The sequence below is a fragment of the Paenibacillus sp. AGC31 genome (assembly GCF_057334655.1).
Map to the genome: position 1 here is coordinate 99,658 of NZ_JBHFJH010000050.1, position 15,358 is coordinate 115,015.

Consider the following 15,358-nt stretch of genomic DNA (forward strand, 5'->3'; position numbering starts at 1 on the left):
GGAAAAATGAAAGAGGACCGCGTCTAAGAATGGAGGCTGACCTAGGATTGTCTACACAACGTTATCCTTTTGCATATGATCCGGCTGAACCTTTTGTATCCCGTCTGGGAGAGTGGGTTGCTGATGTTTTTTACGATATTTTGCCAGAGTTCGGCTTCGAGGTACGGGATGAACAGATTTTTATGGCGTACCAGCTCGAACGGGCCTATGGAGATAAAAAGACCATTATGGCGGAGGCCGGTGTCGGAACAGGCAAGACGTTAGTCTATCTGCTCTACGCGGTCTGTTATGCACGTTATACGGGCAAACCGGCAGTGATCGCCTGTGCCGATGAGTCTTTGATTGAACAACTTGTGAAGCCCGGCGGAGATATCGCGAAGCTGGCTGCACATCTGGACTTGGAAGTGGACGCACGTTTGGGCAAATCACCCGACCAATACGTCTGTCTGAACAAATTAAGTGCGGTGCGATTCGCGGATGAGGATGCCCCTGTTATCGAAGAGGTACATGAGAGCCTTCCGGATTTTGTGAATACGCCGGGTACACTTCAGGCTTTCCATCCGTATGGTGATCGCAAACAATATCCGCATCTGAATGATCGCCAGTGGAACAAAATTAACTGGGACCCGTTCCAGGATTGCTTCGTTTGTCCTAAAAGACAACGCTGCGGCCTAACGCTGTCGCGTGACCATTACCGCCGTTCCAAGGACATCATCATCTGTTCCCATGATTACTACATGGAGCATGTGTGGACCTATGATGCGCGCAAACGCGAGGGACAATTGCCCCTGCTGCCTGATCACAGCTCAGTTGTATTTGATGAAGGTCATTTGCTGGAAGAAGCAGCCCTGAATGCACTGAGTTACAAACTGAAACACCGTATCTTCGAGGAACTCGTGACTCGTCTGCTTGAAGGAGAGATTCGAGAGTCCCTCGCGGAGCGTGTGGATGAAGCGATTGAGAGCAGTGAGCGACTGTTTGCGTTGCTGGATACCTACACGGTGGCGATTCCGGGATCGGAACGGAAGGAAGTTCGGGTAGAGCCGCCACTGTTGCGTGAGATTGAACGTCTGACCAGTGTGTTGGATGCGATCGGCGAAGAATTGGTATTTGAGAGCGGATTGTTCTCGCTGGATGGTTACCAGATGCGTGTCGTGGAAGAACATCTCGATATGATTCAGTCTGCGCTTGCCTTGTTCCGCAAGGAAGATGGTTACATCTGTTGGGCGGAAGAGAGCGAGGATGAGACGACCTTATCGATCATGCCGCGTACCGTGAAGGAAATGCTGAACGAGCGTGTGTTCAACACAGGCATTCCAATCGTGTTCTCCTCCGCCACGTTATCTGTGGACAGTTCATTCCGCTATGTAGCGGACAGCCTGGGCATTGATGATTTTGTATCATTCTCGGTGGCTTCCCCGTATGATTATGCGGACAAAATGAAGATGAAGATTACCGATGAAGCCATACCGGGTCACCCGGAGAACGAAAATCGCTTGCGTGATGCGGTGTCGTTACTTCAGGAGAGTGGAGGACGTGCGCTGATTCTGTTCCGTACGATGGAAGAATTACGCGCGTTCAAACAGGACATCGTTCATGTACCTGAAGCAGAAGGTTTGCGCTTTATGTATGAGGGCGACCGGGAGATCAGTGATCTGATCGCGGCGTTCCAGCAGGATGAGGAGAGTGTACTGTGCTCCGTTAATCTGTGGGAAGGACTGGACGTCCCAGGTCCGTCATTATCCAATGTCATGATCTGGTCGCTTCCGTATCCACCACAGGACCCTGTCTTCAATGCAAAACGCAGTGCGTCGGCAGCACCATACGAAGAGATTGATCTTCCGTATATGCTCTTGCGTGTGAAGCAAGGTCTCGGACGTCTGATTCGGACAAGCACGGATTCCGGTTCCGCGGTTATTCTCGATGAATCGCTGTATACCAAAAAGGAAGCTAAAGACCGCATTGCGGCCCTGCTTCCCGAAGGTGTGAAATGGACAACCCTGACACACTAACCAGCTTAGGTTAAATGTTCTTGCTTTATTTTTGATGATAAGGTTTCTTGCCATAATAAGTTCTTGTTCTCTGCGGATTCACCATCCGTATGTGAGCAAGAGCTTATTTATTTATTTTGATGGTTCCTTCAATGTACTTCTCTTCCCCTTTTTTTCGAGGGGTTTCCCTCGCTCCCAATCGCTCCAACATTCTAACGAACCTAGCGCATCTTATTAGGCTGATAATGAAGAGATGTAAATTCTAACGAATCTCAGTAACGTTATCCCGCCGAAAATAGCTTTTAAGCCTGGAAATCGACCGAATTTGGAGAAATAACGTCGCTGTGATTCGTTACACATCAGACCTGCGCAAGTAGGAGCGAATAGCGTGTGTCAGGTTCACTAGAACCAATGACCAAGGAGCGTTAATAAGGGAGGACCTCTGTCATGCTCATGACTTATGTGACATGGAGGCCCCTTTTTGATGTGTATAGATGTTTGCTGTGTTAAAAAATATCCATGCTCAGATACCGTTCCCCGGTATCCGGCGCAATGCAGAGCACCCGGTGCCCCGGCCCCAGTTCCTTCGCGATGCGAAGGGAGGCCCACACCGAAGCGCCAGAGGAAGGGCCGAGCAACAGCCCTTCCCGGGCAGCAAGCTGCCGCATCGTATCCAGTGCGTCCTCATCGGACACCTGGATGATGGCATCCCACACGTCGGTATTCAGGATGTCCGGAATGAACCCCGGACTTGTACCGACGAGCTTGTGTGGTCCGGGCTCGCCACCGGACAACACCGGAGAGCCTTTGGGCTCCACCGCATAGATGCGGATATCGGGTAACTGCTTGCGCAGTTCTTCTCCCGTCCCGGTAATGGTTCCGCCGGTTCCCGCCGTAGCGATGAAGGCGTCCAGCTTGCCATCCATCTGCTGAATAATCTCGGGAGCCGTTGTGATCCGGTGAATGTCCGGGTTCGCCTGATTCTCGAATTGCTGCGGAATGAAACTTCCAGGAATATCTGCCTGAAGTTCTTTCGCTTTGCGAATCGCACCAGGCATCCGTTCCGCAGCAGGGGTGAGCACCACATCTGCGCCGTAGGCTTTCAGAATGTTGATGCGCTCCTTGGACATATTGTCCGGCATGATCAGAATGGCTTTATATCCTTTGGCGGCGGCATTCATCGCAAGACCAATCCCGGTATTGCCGCTCGTCGGTTCAATAATGGTAGCACCAGGGAGCAAGTGTCCCGCACGTTCAGCCTGAACGATCAGGTTGTAGGCGGCACGGTCTTTGACGCTGCCACTCGGGTTGAAGTATTCCAGTTTCACGTATACGTCAGCGGAGTCGCTGCCTGTGAGTCTGTTCAGTTTAACGGCAGGTGTCTGGCCGATCAGTTCGGTTACATCTGCGGCAATGCCTGTATGTGCGGGTGTTTGTTTAATCGAATGTGTATTCAATTCCATGAAGTACAGCTCCTTGATTGATAAGACGTTGAGAGTATATCCAGTTTGAATTATTTCATGCCTTATTGGATGGTTGGATATCTCTTCTCCATCTTAATGAACGTAACCTTCTGTGGTCAACCCGTTCAATTGTCAAACCTGTTGTGTCAAATCCATCTGCAGATGGAGACTCAGCTCTTTTTTGACCTCATTGCGTGCAAATGTCCAGAGCATATAGAACCGTTGCATGTATCCCCTGCACAAATAAACGGTTTCGATGCCATCCTTTCCCCGCGTTTCCTCCAGAACTTTTACTCCACGGGTTTTCATCTGTTTGCGTAGTCCCAGCATCTCCTTAAGTACTTCGTTCTGAATGCGGGTGAGCGACAGAATATAGACCTCAGGCATTTTTAGAAGCAGGGTATCCAGAGTTCGAATATCCCGTTCCAGTACATCCAGCAAAAGCGTACGCACAACCATCCCCTTGATCAGACGATGATCTTCATCCGCAGGAGTTGGGGCTGAAGTGGAAGAGGAGGCCATATGTTCACTTCCTTAAACATAAATATATCGTTCTATTCCGGAACAAATGTTCCTGTTTATATTATAGTCAGCATATTCTTGAACCATGCAGGTTTCAACCTGAAAATATTTACATTCTCTCTTAAAGGTAGTTTGAATCATTTGAAAGCCCTTATGGGATAAGGAATATACGCAATTTCACATTATCGAAATGCAAAACATGAAGGAGAAGTTACTCACCATGTTTAGAGTTTGTTTATAGTAGCTCGTTATAATATCTTTAAAATTTCAAACCACATTGAAAGGAGTACTAATATTTTAAAAAATACATATTCAACAAGTGTACGTTGGATGAAAATACGACCAAAGTAGTAGATTAGCTCTCAAATAGATATGTAGGTTGCGACGGGAATCGAGCTGGATGAAGCAGAGTATCGCATTTAAATAGGAACGAACGGAAGGATGATAGTGATGAACAAGCGCTTACTGCAGCCTAAAAAACTGATAACGATGTTAATTGTGGTTGCTTTATTATTTGGAGGATTTCCAGGATTTCAGACGTTGGGCGTAGAACAAGCCCATGCAGCAAGTGGAACGTGGACAAATGTAGGAGAGGCTGGCTTAACATTAGGGCAGGCGGAGAATATTACGTTGGTTTTTGATCGGGAGGGTACGCCGTATACCGTATTTAAGGATGGAACCAAAGGCGGGAAAGCAACGGTTCTAAAATATGTTTCTGGAGCATGGCAATCCTTAGGTCCTGCAGGTTTCTCTACTGGCGAGATACATAACACCTCATCGCTCGCATTTGATTCTCATAATACTCCATACGCAGCTTATCAGGATGGTGATAATGGAAGTAAAGCAACAGTTATGAAATTTAGCGGAGAACAATGGGAGATTGTGGGTAGTGTTGGTTTTTCTGCAGGAGCTGCAGTTTACGTTACACTTGCTTTTAGTCCTGATGATACCCCTTACGTTGGTTACCGGGATCATGCTGCAAGTACTAAAGTGACGGTGAAAAAATTGAATGGAAATCAGTGGGAGACCGTTGGAACGGCCGGCTTTACGACAGGTGTTGCACTAGAGATGTCCAAACTTATTTTTGACGCTAACGGAATTCCTTATTTTGCTTTTAAAGATTCAACAAATAATAAATTGACTGTCATGCAGTTTGCAGGTGGCTCATGGAAAAATGTAGGAAATGCAGCATTTACAGCAGACTCAGCATCTTATCCGTCCCTAGCGTTTGGTCCGAACAATGTACCTTATGTTGCATTTCAAGACGGTTCTAAGAGTTATAAAGCAACTGTAATGAAACTGAATGGTAGCCAGTGGGAAGTGGTAGGGACTGCGGGATTCTCATCTGGAACACTCAACAGTATGTCTTTAGCTTTTGACCCACAAGGTGTGCCTTACACGGCTTTTAAAAATCTTGTTAATTTTAGCATGGAGCCACAAGGTGTGATGATGAAGCTGGACGGGAATCAATGGAATGTTGTTGGCGGAAAGCCGTATTCCGCAGGTTCGATTAACGAATCTTCCCTTGCCTTTGGACCGAATGGAATGCCTTATGTTGCTTATGCGGATGGCAGTCAAGGGAATAAAATGACTGTCATGACACTCTCTACGGAACATTCGGTGACTTACAATGCCAATGGTACGATCACGGGTAGTGTTCCGGTGGATAATCAGAAATATGAAAAAGATACAGCGGTGACAGTGCTAGATAACACAGGAGTGCTTGAAAAGGAAGATTATCAGTTCATCGGATGGAATACATCCGCAGACGGCAGTGGAACCAGCTACAGCGCAGCAGACACATTCTCCATGAATGATAGTGACGTTACGTTATATGCACAGTGGCAACCGCTTTATGTGAATATTGGTTTTGAATCCAATGGTGGATCGGAGGTTGCTGCTCAAAAGGTGGACTATAACAGCCCAGCAGTAAATCCGGATATTCCGGAAAAAGCAGGATATACGTTCTCGGGCTGGTATCAGGATAGCCAACTGCTTCAAGCCTTTGACTTCAATACGAATCTGACGCAAAATATTACACTGTATGCGAAGTGGAAATCATCGACAGCAACACTTTCCAGTCTGGTAGTGAGTTCGGGTCAGTTGACACCTGATTTCTCTGCAGATGAACTCGATTATCGCGTAGATGTGGAATCTGATGTGACAAGTCTAAACGTGTCCTTGGGCAAAGCAAATGACGGACAAGTAGTACAGGTAACAGGTGTTACAGATGAAACCGTGACGGATGGTATATACACATACACAGTTACGGATCTAGTATACGGCTCAAACCTTGTAAAGATTAATGTTCAGGCGGAGGACGGTACGAGTAACGACTATAAACTTAACATCAATCGAATTGACATCACCAATGCCAAGCTGAGTGAAATAACTCTACCGTCGATCACGTTAACTCCAACATTCAATCCAGATGTAGAAATTTATGAAGCGACGGTCAGTAGTTCCGTTAGCACGACTGAAATTAGCGTTAAACCCGATCAAACGGGAACCACAGTGAAAATTAATGGTATCAGCGGTAACAGTACAGTCTTGCAATTAGTCAGTGGTATGAACACAATTACGATCGAAGTGACTGCATTGGATGGAGTAAGCAAGAAAACATATACGCTGAACATCAAGCGCAATACTGATAGTTCAGGCGGGTCGGCTGGCAATGGAAACTCCGGAGGTTCCGGTTCTGGTGGAAGTAGTGCAGGTGCACCAGTGACTAATCCCATCGTAACTCCGCCATCCACAGGTGCTCAGGTACTTGTGAACGGTAAAGCCGAGAACGCTGGAAGTTTAGCGACTACTGAAGTGAACGGACGAAAGGTTGTAACCCTTTCAGTGGACGCAGCTCTCATTGCACAGAAACTTCAAACCGAGGGGAACAACGCCATTGTGACGATCCCTGTGACAGGTAATGGCCAAGGAGATCTGGTTATTGGTGAACTGACGGGGCAGACAGTCAAACTGATGGCTGACAAACAAGCCGTATTGGTGCTTCAAACGGATATTGCTTCGTACACGTTACCTGCACAGCAGGTTAATATTGAGAAGCTCGTGCAACAACTGGGTATGAATTCTGACAATTCCTTGGAGAACATCAAACTGCAAATTGAAATTACACAGCCGACAGAAGCAGTCATACAGACAGCACAATCAGCAGCTCAGCAAAATGGATATACTCTTCTGGGATCACCAGTTGATTTCAAAGTAACAGCCACCTTCGATGGCAAATCCGTGAGCGTGGATAAGTTCAATAGTTATGTATCGCGTACGATTGCATTAGCAGCGAACGTTGATCCAAATCAGATCACCACAGGTGTTGTAGTGGATGCAGAAGGAACTGTGCGCCATGTACCCACAAAAATTACACAGGTTAATGGGGTATACCATGCGCAGATTAACAGCTTGACCAACAGTGTGTATGCCGTTATTTGGCACCCGCATACCTTTACTGATGTAGCCCAACACTGGGCCAAGACAGAAGTGAATGATATGGGTTCACGTATGGTTATCGAGGGAATCACGGACACCACATTTGAACCGAACCGCGGTGTTACACGTGCAGAGTTCGCTGCTATCCTGGTACGTGGATTAGGATTAAAACCTGGAGAACTGCTTAACTCCTTTAACGACGTAAGTGGAAGCCAGTGGTACGCGGGTGCTGTGAACACAGCGTCCAGCTATGGCCTGATCGATGGATATGAAGATGGAACATTCCGTCCACAGGCACAGATTACTCGTCAGGAAGCGATGGCGCTCATAGCACGGGCTATGACAGTGACTGGAATGGAACCAGCTGCGTCTGCCGGGAACGTTCAGCAATGGTCTGATTACGCAGATGCTGAGCAAGTAGCAAGTTGGGCGAAGGAAGCAGTAGCATCGAGCATCTCCACTGGACTGGTGTCCGGACGTGGAAAAGATACCATTGCTCCGAATCAATTGATTACCCGTGCCGAAACAGCTGTGATTATACGCAGATTGCTTCAACAGTCTGGTCTGATTTAGACATCTCCAACTTATAGTACGAAATAATGACTAATGAAACAGGCAGCGCGAGGTTATGCGTTGCCTGTTTTTTTGTGTATGAAATTAAAGTCTACTCAACTTTTATTGAAATTCGTATAGGTCAAAATATATTTTTCTTTTTTATTTACAGAACATATGTTCTTATATTATAATTGAAAATAGCAAGTAGTAGGAAAGACGTGAACTATTACGATCATTACTCGTTTTCTTTAGTTTGCTGAAAGCAACAAACAGGACAAGCCTGCTCCAAAATAAGGTATAATTTATGGGTTTTGCAGGAAACCTAAGGCCATAAACCAAATAAGCCTTATGCAATGCAGTCTGCTACAGAAGTGATTACAAGCAATGAATTACTGCAATGAATTGTAATAATAATGATTCAAGGATGCCTTGCCTTAACACGATGGCACCAGGTCAACGAGTGGAAGCAGCTTTATTTTAGCGAAAATGAGCAACAAAAAAGCCCCTGCCTTGGGCGGCGGGGCCTATGGAATACTGCCGATTCAACGGCAGGTTTGATGATGTGTTCAGAAATTAAGCAAGATATTGAGGTTTTTCGTAGAACGCCTCTTTTTCAAGGATGACCTTATAAGGTCTTTCCTTGCCCTTCAGGGAGGGCCCAATGGTAGTTAGCGGTACGGCCGGCTTGTGGAAACGATCTTCTTCCTTGGGTTCCGGAACCGGTCGTGATGATTCGGGCGCAGAACTGAGGCGTACCTTTTTTTCGCTGCCCCAGCGCTTGCTTATTTTTTTCGTTTCCGGTTTCATTCCGGTTCGCCTCCTAACAAATCGTTGATGGCGTTGAACAGTTGACGATTCTGTAGGTCAATCTGCTGAAATACCGCCTCATCCGCTTCAATATGTCCAATAATGTGAACGGTGATTACATACCTCTTGGCTACAGGATAGCATAGCAGATACTCTTTCTCAAGGTAATCATCATACAGGTTGATCTTGATTTTATTCTCCCGGTAAGAATCAATAACCAGGATGCGCTTGGGATCATCCGGTTGTTTGTCGTCATTAGCGGACAAGTCATACTTTCTCCCCGGTTCTCCAACATTACCACATAATTGCTCAATATAACCACTGTCATCTGTACGGTATATGGCTGTGCCACGTACAGCGAATGGAGGATGAGAGACAAAGGCAGTACGCAAGGCATCGCTCATTCGCTCCAGCATCTTGGCATCTGCTTTGCGGGTACGTAGCAATTCCCTAAAGAACCGCAGCAACTTAAGCAGTTGTAACCTCGCTTCTCCCTCAGTGCGTTTATGCTTCTCAATGATGTTCTCCAATTCTGGATCACTCCAGCGTCCTTGTTCCTCAATACTGTCTGCGATTTTGGAACATGCCACGGACACGGCTGGTGCCCACTTTCCGTCAGAACGGATTTCATATACGAGTGGATTTAACCCCAGCAGATCTGTGGGCATACGCAATCCTTCGACCTTGGTTGTGTCCTTGATGTCTGTAATATCCTCAGGAAGAATGAAAAAAATACGTTTTCGTCCCAGACGACCCATAAACAGACCCATTTCCAGCATTGTATTATCCCGGACTGACGCGTAGTACTTTCCGCGAATTTTGGATATATCATCCGGATGAAAAATAAAAATGGCAAAGTCAGTCGTGCGGACCTCTACTTCCAGATCGTCCATGGTATAGCTGCTTGGATTAAAAACCCCGGAATACCAAGGGGTAACTTCGGCTGAAAAACGTAAGTTTTCGTGTACTGCGGCTGCAATCGGCTTCGCTTCCAGCGAGCAGCCAATAAAGACTCTTGGCTTTAACGTTTTCATCAATCCGCCTCGCTTAAACGGTAGTGGGATTCAATTGTTATATTATACCATAAACAGCAGAGTAAGTCTGGAAACGTCTGAACTGGACAAAGAATAAGCCGATTACGTTTTGCTATAGTGTATGTGTGAAAGGAAAATGATTCCTTTAAAAAGCGCAAGAAAATAAAAAAAGGCCCCAATTTGTCACAGTTGGGTGACTGACAGTTATTTTTGGAAGCTTTGGTCATAGAATAAAGGAGCAGGTTGCACCATTAGCAAGCATTGCTTATCCTGGTGTTGCCGTATGACTGCTGGAGCAGTCCAAAGGCTGCTTTATGCCTGTTTTTGAGGGGTCTGCTGTTTAGACCCGGTCACGTTGGTGTTATATAATAGAAGAACAAGCAAGTTAGCTTTGGTGTTTAAACTGAATGAACTTGCAACGGCTGTAAGTTGGATTTACAATTTACACAGGAACGAAGAGTGCAGAACCCATCTGTAGAAGCGAAGCGTTCGCCTGAAAGCTTTTTGAATGAAAGCAGCTTCGGAAGCATAGGCTATCACCGGATTTTCCCCAGAGGGAAAAATGGAATTCCAAAAATTCGGGGATAACCGCGATCGAAAGAGGGTACTGTAATCCAAGTGTAAGTGTACAATTAAATGTTCAAGCTTATGCATTGTAGTTATTTTTCAGTTTAACTGAGCACAGCTAACCACAACAGAACAGAAAGGATCAGGATACCATGAGTTCCCGAAGGACAATCTCCCCAAGGACGATCTGGAAACGTTACGATCTCTCATACACATAGCGCCCCTTGTAGAGTACACCAACCGGTTTCAAAAAAACGGCTGACTCTGCGAAAGAGGGGATTGGAATGAATATTCGAAGGACGTACACGATGATTTCTTCCAGGCTTACCTTTTGCAGAGTACGGTCGGTCTAAAAAACCAACCTACAAACTGCGAGGGAACCTGAATGAAGAGAACATCGTTAACCTTACAACACGTTAAAACAGAGGCGATCAAATTCGCCATTATGCTGCTCGGTACATTTATTTTAGCTTTTGCTTATTATCACATTAACTTTCAGAATCATTTATCGGAGGGCGGATTTGTTGGTCTGGCCCTGCTCGGAAAATACGCAACAGGCTTATCACCTGCTATCGGTATGTTGTTACTGGACATTCCGGTCATGATCCTGGCTTGGTTCCTCAAAGGCTGGAAATTCATGATTCAGGCATTGCTTGGCGTCGGTGCATTTTCCCTATTCTATGACGGCTTTGAACGATACTCCACACTGGTATTGTCGTTTAACGGAAATCTGTGGATTCCGGCAGTTCTATCCGGTATATTGACAGGGGTAGGCGCTGGGATTGTGCTTCGATTCGGTGGAGCGACAGGCGGAGATGACATTCTTGCCGTACTGGTTAGCCGCTGGAAGGGATGGAAGCTGGGAACAGTTTTCTTTGTCAGTGATGCTTTTGTATTGGGATTGTCGCTTTTCTTTCTTCCGGTAAAAGAAACTTTATATACGATTCTGGCCGTATGGATTGCCAGTAAAGTCATTACGTACGTCGTTAGTGTTCCGGCTCGCGGAACCGTGGTTACAACTTCGGCTGTGAAATTGCCGATGCCATCGGCTGCAGCCAAGGCAGTTAACGCTGCTGCTATTTCACAACGGACTACGGTGGCTAGAGGGGTATCCAATTAACCATACGTTTCAGAACAACCATAACCTGTATACATCACATTCAGGTCTTGATAGTTAAAGTTCATACAAAATCCCTTTTGACTGCTCTTCAGCAGCAAAAGGGATTTTATTGTTTTCCGATTCATTCAGGGTTTGATCGAAGAAGCAATCTGACCATCCTGATTATGGATAATCGCTCGAATATTTTGTTTGCCACTCAGTTCTTTGGCCTTATCTACAGCTTCTGCCTTAGTATCATATGTGGACAGATAGGTAGACTTTCCTTCTTCTTTGATCGCCCAACCGGAGTCGGTAGGCACGACATGGATGTTGTCATGACTTTTGGACGAAGAAACGGGCTCGGAATGACGACGATCCGTGGAAGACGACTTTTTAGGGTTGGAATTATCGGAAGAAGATGTGGAGTCCGATTTCGAACTTTCCGGTGCGGGATGATTTTCATCCCATTCTTCTGCCTTTGCTGTCGCTATGGCAATCGAGCGTCCTTCCTCATACCCGTCGTCGAGCAGAGCATTGGCAATCTCAATTGCTTTGTGTCTGACACGTGGTTCCAGGTTCTTCATGGATACCGGATAGTCATGTTTGTTCCAAGGCATATGAACCCCTCCTGTAGAATTATGGATTAGTTGTATATTACCCTCTGAGGGGAGGGATAAACGATGAACAGCCGAGGCCGTAAGTGCATTTACCGATGATCTATATAAATTGAAATAAACATTTACACGAAACGGAGAGGACAGAAAAAACCTGAAGAAACGAAGTGTTCGCCTTTATCCCCGGATTTATCCCTTTATAAAAGGAATCAAAAAAATCTGGGGATAACAGCGATCGGAAGGTTGTTCTGTCATCGGAGTGTCCAGTGTAAACATTATTTATTTCAACTTATATAAAAGGATCTCGTTCCTATACTTTTGCAAGCCAGAGGAGTATAATGCTGTCCATGAAAGAAATAAGTTCAATAACAGGAATATAAAGGAGTACATACATATGTTTAGTCTTAGCCTGGCAATCCCTATGCTGTTCACCATGCTGATTCATGCCGCAGACAGCTTATCATACGCGCTACGCCTTGGTGGTTTACGCACCCGCAGAATTGCACTGGCCATTTCTTTGGCAGGTATCTTGCTGCTGGTTTCTCGAACCTCGAATATGGCCCAAGGTCCGATGGTAGGTAATCTGGTGGATACCGCAACACGTGGAGCCAATCCACACTTTGCAGCGCAGCTGCACTGGTTAATGGGTGCGGCAACAATAGGAACGGCATTAGCCATATTGTGTTTTCCAACCATGGTGAAGCTCTCATCGAGAATGGTAGTACATTTTGAAGCAGCCGGCTCTATCCCTGCGATGGTTCGCGGTATGCTGAAGCGAAGCAAGATTAGAAATGTAACGTATTACATCACCCCGCCATCCTGGAAGATGGCCAAACGATTGGTACAACATGGGATGCCAAGACGGTTAATGCTGCTTAATGTAGCGGTAACCGCAATCTACACCACGGGTGTCCTGTCCAGCTTGTACGCAGCTTATCTTTACCCAGGGCAGGCTGTAGCTGCATCTCAATCAACCGGGCTAATTAACGGAATAGCGACTATTTTGCTAACCATCCTGATTGATCCGCGGATTTCCCTGCTCAGTGACAAATCATTACGTGGCGAGATCCGTTTGGATCGCATGAATCAGATTTATGGCTGCATGCTTGTATCTCGTTTGTTTGGTACTCTGTTGGCACAGTTGCTATTAATTCCATTTGCGTATTGGATCGGTTGGATCGTAAGTATGATGTGACGACTTCTCTCCTGAATTGTCGCCAGGCACTCTCTTGTACATCTTTTGAAGTAGCAAATGAGAGGGTGCCTGTGCAAATTGAATTGACGGGTTATTTGTGCTGTGATACTATTAGACCGAATAGTCGGTTTATTTTATGGAGGTTTTTCCAATCGAAGTCAAACGAAGAAAAGATGTTACCCAGATAAAGAAAGACATTGCACGTAATACCAAGGAACTGTTTGCCCAAAAGGGATATAGTGCAACTTCCATGGAAGACATATGTACGATTAACAATCGGAGTAAAGGCAGCATCTATTATCATTTCAAAAGCAAAGAAGAGTTATTCATGTATCTAATCAAGCTTAACAATGAAGATTGGATGAATGCTTGGCTGGACAAAGAATCAGGGTATAAGACCGCCATAGACAAACTTTACGGACTTGCTGACCATTACGTGGATGATTTGGCTAACCCGCTGAATCACGCCATTAACGAGTTTGTCTCGGGTCAGGTCGTCAGTCAAGAGATGCTTGATGAGATGCTTTCCCTGATCCGAATTCCGTATGCGACATACGAGTCCATTATTACTAAAGGGATGGAAGATGGGGAGTTAAAACAGGATGACCCACAGGATGTAATGCACATTATCTACGGTCTGTTTAGCGGATTGACTACACTTTATTACGAGAAGGACCTGACGGATATTCGTCGTATTTACCACAAAGGCATGGCCAGTCTGCTGGCAGGCATTCATCAACGTTAACCATGAAAAGCTGATGTAACGTCAGTTTTTCTTTTGAATATTAATAAACCGGACAGTCGGTTTAAAAGGGGAGATGGAGAATGAACACATTGTTCAGGAACAAAGCTTTTTTAATCGTTACAGGGTCTGATTTGTTGCAAAATCTGGCGATATGGATCCGGAATATGGCGATCCTCTATTATGTGATGGATCAAACTCAGGGAAGTCCAATAGCCGTCTCGCTGATTACCGTACTTGAATATGCCCCGATTTTTGTTTTCTCCATCATTGGCGGTGCACTTGCTGATCGCTGGAATCCCAAACGTACGATGATACTGGGGGATATTCTGAGTGCGTTGTCCATTGTCATGATTATTGCCGTCTTATCTTCCGGGTATTGGCAGATTCTATACGTAGCCACGTTTGTATCCTCTGTCGTTAGCCAGTTTTCTCAACCATCCTCTCTAAAGATTGTGAGGCGAAATGTAAAGGGAGAACATTTGCAATCTGCAATTGCGATTACACAGAGTGGTCAATCGTTGTTTTTAATTCTCGGACCAATCGTCGGAACGTTTATATACACTGCAATGGGAATTCAGGCATCCATGTACGCATTACTCATTCTATTCCTTACCTCTGCGCTTCTACTCACATTTCTGCCTAAAGACGCCACCCAGCGGGAAACAAATACCTCATTATTAGCGGATATCAAAGAGGGCTGGCAATATGTTGCTCGATCTCGCTCGTTAAAAATGCTTAGTCTGGTATTCATCTGTATAGGGCTTTCTGCGGGTCTCATCAGCCCACTTGGAATATTTCTGATCACCCAACGTCTGGGACTTGAAGCAACGTCGTTACAGTTCCTCTCTGGAGCGTCCGGATTAGGTTTATTGATTGGAGGAGGGATTGCGGCTGCTGTAAGTGGCAAGTTGAATCAGACTTTAACTCTAATCGTAGGTGTGCTGTGTCTGGCTGTAGCCACGATGGGGGAAGTGTTATCCAGTTGGTTCTGGCTGACCCTTTTGATCAGCTTCTTGAGCTCAATCAGTTTGGCATTTATCAACGTCATCATCTCCACGTACCTGGTCACCCGGATAGATGAGCACTTGATCGGAAGAGTGAATGGCACCATCACACCTTTATTCATAGGAAGCATGCTTCTTGGATCTTCCATGGCAGGTGTACTGATGAACAGCACATCCATTTTTATTGTCTACGCAATTTCGGTTACCGTGATGATCATGGGTATTGTTCCAGCGATGCGTATTCAATTTCGTAATGATCAGACGGCTCCTGCCAGCCATTTGACTTCGGAAATCTCTTCGAGCCAAACCTAACCAGTGCAT

At 45.8% G+C, this 15,358-nt stretch carries 11 protein-coding genes; 6 read left to right on the forward strand and 5 right to left on the reverse strand.

Features of this window, described 5'->3' with window-relative positions:
* Positions 1-29: 29 nt before the first annotated feature.
* Positions 30-2,012 carry an ATP-dependent DNA helicase gene (locus ACE04G_RS30410; protein ID WP_221822202.1) on the forward strand — a complete coding sequence of 661 codons (1,983 nt, stop codon included), beginning with the start codon at positions 30-32 and terminating at the stop codon, positions 2,010-2,012.
* A 485-nt stretch (positions 2,013-2,497) separates the two neighbouring features.
* Here ACE04G_RS30410 and cysK read toward each other — a convergent pair whose 3' ends face one another.
* Together cysK and ACE04G_RS30420 are read right to left on the reverse strand one after the other, a co-directional pair.
* Positions 2,498-3,454 (reverse strand): cysteine synthase A, encoded by a 957-nt coding sequence (gene cysK, locus ACE04G_RS30415; protein WP_221822201.1) that lies wholly within the window; start codon positions 3,452-3,454, stop codon positions 2,498-2,500.
* 132 nt (positions 3,455-3,586) lie between these two features.
* Positions 3,587-3,976 (reverse strand): YhjD family protein, encoded by a 390-nt coding sequence (locus tag ACE04G_RS30420; RefSeq protein ID WP_221822199.1) that lies wholly within the window; start codon positions 3,974-3,976, stop codon positions 3,587-3,589.
* Between the two features lie 450 nt (positions 3,977-4,426).
* Here ACE04G_RS30420 and ACE04G_RS30425 point away from each other — a divergent pair, with 450 nt between their 5' ends.
* Complete coding sequence (locus tag ACE04G_RS30425) at positions 4,427-7,990, forward strand: S-layer homology domain-containing protein (RefSeq protein ID WP_221822197.1); 3,564 nt, start codon at positions 4,427-4,429, stop codon at positions 7,988-7,990.
* A 555-nt stretch (positions 7,991-8,545) separates the two neighbouring features.
* On the opposite strand, the gene ACE04G_RS30430 is transcribed toward ACE04G_RS30425, so the two are convergent.
* Both ACE04G_RS30430 and ACE04G_RS30435 read right to left on the reverse strand, forming a co-directional pair.
* The gene (locus ACE04G_RS30430) at positions 8,546-8,779 is read right to left on the reverse strand and encodes a hypothetical protein (protein ID WP_017687536.1); all 234 of its coding nucleotides are present in this window, start codon (positions 8,777-8,779) and stop codon (positions 8,546-8,548) included.
* Positions 8,776-9,813 carry a nucleotide-binding protein gene (locus ACE04G_RS30435; RefSeq protein WP_051447360.1) on the reverse strand — a complete coding sequence of 346 codons (1,038 nt, stop codon included), beginning with the start codon at positions 9,811-9,813 and terminating at the stop codon, positions 8,776-8,778. The genes ACE04G_RS30430 and ACE04G_RS30435 overlap by 4 nt, the downstream gene beginning before the upstream one ends.
* A 952-nt stretch (positions 9,814-10,765) precedes the next feature.
* Between ACE04G_RS30435 and ACE04G_RS30440 the strand changes: the two genes are divergently transcribed.
* Entirely contained in the window at positions 10,766-11,500 is a 735-nt protein-coding gene (locus tag ACE04G_RS30440) for a YitT family protein (RefSeq protein WP_036614465.1), read from the forward strand.
* A 125-nt stretch (positions 11,501-11,625) separates the two neighbouring features.
* On the opposite strand, the gene ACE04G_RS30445 is transcribed toward ACE04G_RS30440, so the two are convergent.
* Entirely contained in the window at positions 11,626-12,096 is a 471-nt protein-coding gene (locus ACE04G_RS30445) for a DUF2188 domain-containing protein (RefSeq protein ID WP_339304888.1), read from the reverse strand.
* 391 nt (positions 12,097-12,487) lie between these two features.
* On the opposite strand from ACE04G_RS30445, the gene ACE04G_RS30450 reads away from it, so the two are divergent.
* The 3 genes from ACE04G_RS30450 to ACE04G_RS30460 all read left to right on the forward strand — a co-directional run bounded on the left by ACE04G_RS30450 (position 12,488) and on the right by ACE04G_RS30460 (position 15,349).
* On the forward strand, positions 12,488-13,288 hold the full coding sequence (locus ACE04G_RS30450; protein ID WP_339304886.1) for a lipid II flippase Amj family protein: 801 nt from the start codon (positions 12,488-12,490) through the stop codon (positions 13,286-13,288).
* A 136-nt stretch (positions 13,289-13,424) separates the two neighbouring features.
* Positions 13,425-14,033 carry a TetR/AcrR family transcriptional regulator gene (locus ACE04G_RS30455; RefSeq protein ID WP_339304884.1) on the forward strand — a complete coding sequence of 203 codons (609 nt, stop codon included), beginning with the start codon at positions 13,425-13,427 and terminating at the stop codon, positions 14,031-14,033.
* Positions 14,034-14,113: 80 nt separating this feature from the next.
* On the forward strand, positions 14,114-15,349 hold the full coding sequence (locus ACE04G_RS30460) for an MFS transporter (RefSeq protein WP_339304882.1): 1,236 nt from the start codon (positions 14,114-14,116) through the stop codon (positions 15,347-15,349).
* The last annotated feature ends 9 nt before the right edge of the window (positions 15,350-15,358 follow it).

Excerpts from the sequence above, each read along its gene's own strand:
- ACE04G_RS30410 (WP_221822202.1), top strand. The coding sequence starts at position 30 with ATGGAGGCTGACCTAGGATTGTCTACACAACGTTATCCTTTTGCATAT.
- cysK (WP_221822201.1), bottom strand. The coding sequence starts at position 3,454 with ATGGAATTGAATACACATTCGATTAAACAAACACCCGCACATACAGGC.
- ACE04G_RS30420 (WP_221822199.1), bottom strand. The coding sequence starts at position 3,976 with ATGGCCTCCTCTTCCACTTCAGCCCCAACTCCTGCGGATGAAGATCAT.
- ACE04G_RS30425 (WP_221822197.1), top strand. The coding sequence starts at position 4,427 with ATGAACAAGCGCTTACTGCAGCCTAAAAAACTGATAACGATGTTAATT.
- ACE04G_RS30430 (WP_017687536.1), bottom strand. The coding sequence starts at position 8,779 with ATGAAACCGGAAACGAAAAAAATAAGCAAGCGCTGGGGCAGCGAAAAA.
- ACE04G_RS30435 (WP_051447360.1), bottom strand. The coding sequence starts at position 9,813 with ATGAAAACGTTAAAGCCAAGAGTCTTTATTGGCTGCTCGCTGGAAGCG.
- ACE04G_RS30440 (WP_036614465.1), top strand. The coding sequence starts at position 10,766 with ATGAAGAGAACATCGTTAACCTTACAACACGTTAAAACAGAGGCGATC.
- ACE04G_RS30445 (WP_339304888.1), bottom strand. The coding sequence starts at position 12,096 with ATGCCTTGGAACAAACATGACTATCCGGTATCCATGAAGAACCTGGAA.
- ACE04G_RS30450 (WP_339304886.1), top strand. The coding sequence starts at position 12,488 with ATGTTTAGTCTTAGCCTGGCAATCCCTATGCTGTTCACCATGCTGATT.
- ACE04G_RS30455 (WP_339304884.1), top strand. The coding sequence starts at position 13,425 with ATGGAGGTTTTTCCAATCGAAGTCAAACGAAGAAAAGATGTTACCCAG.
- ACE04G_RS30460 (WP_339304882.1), top strand. The coding sequence starts at position 14,114 with ATGAACACATTGTTCAGGAACAAAGCTTTTTTAATCGTTACAGGGTCT.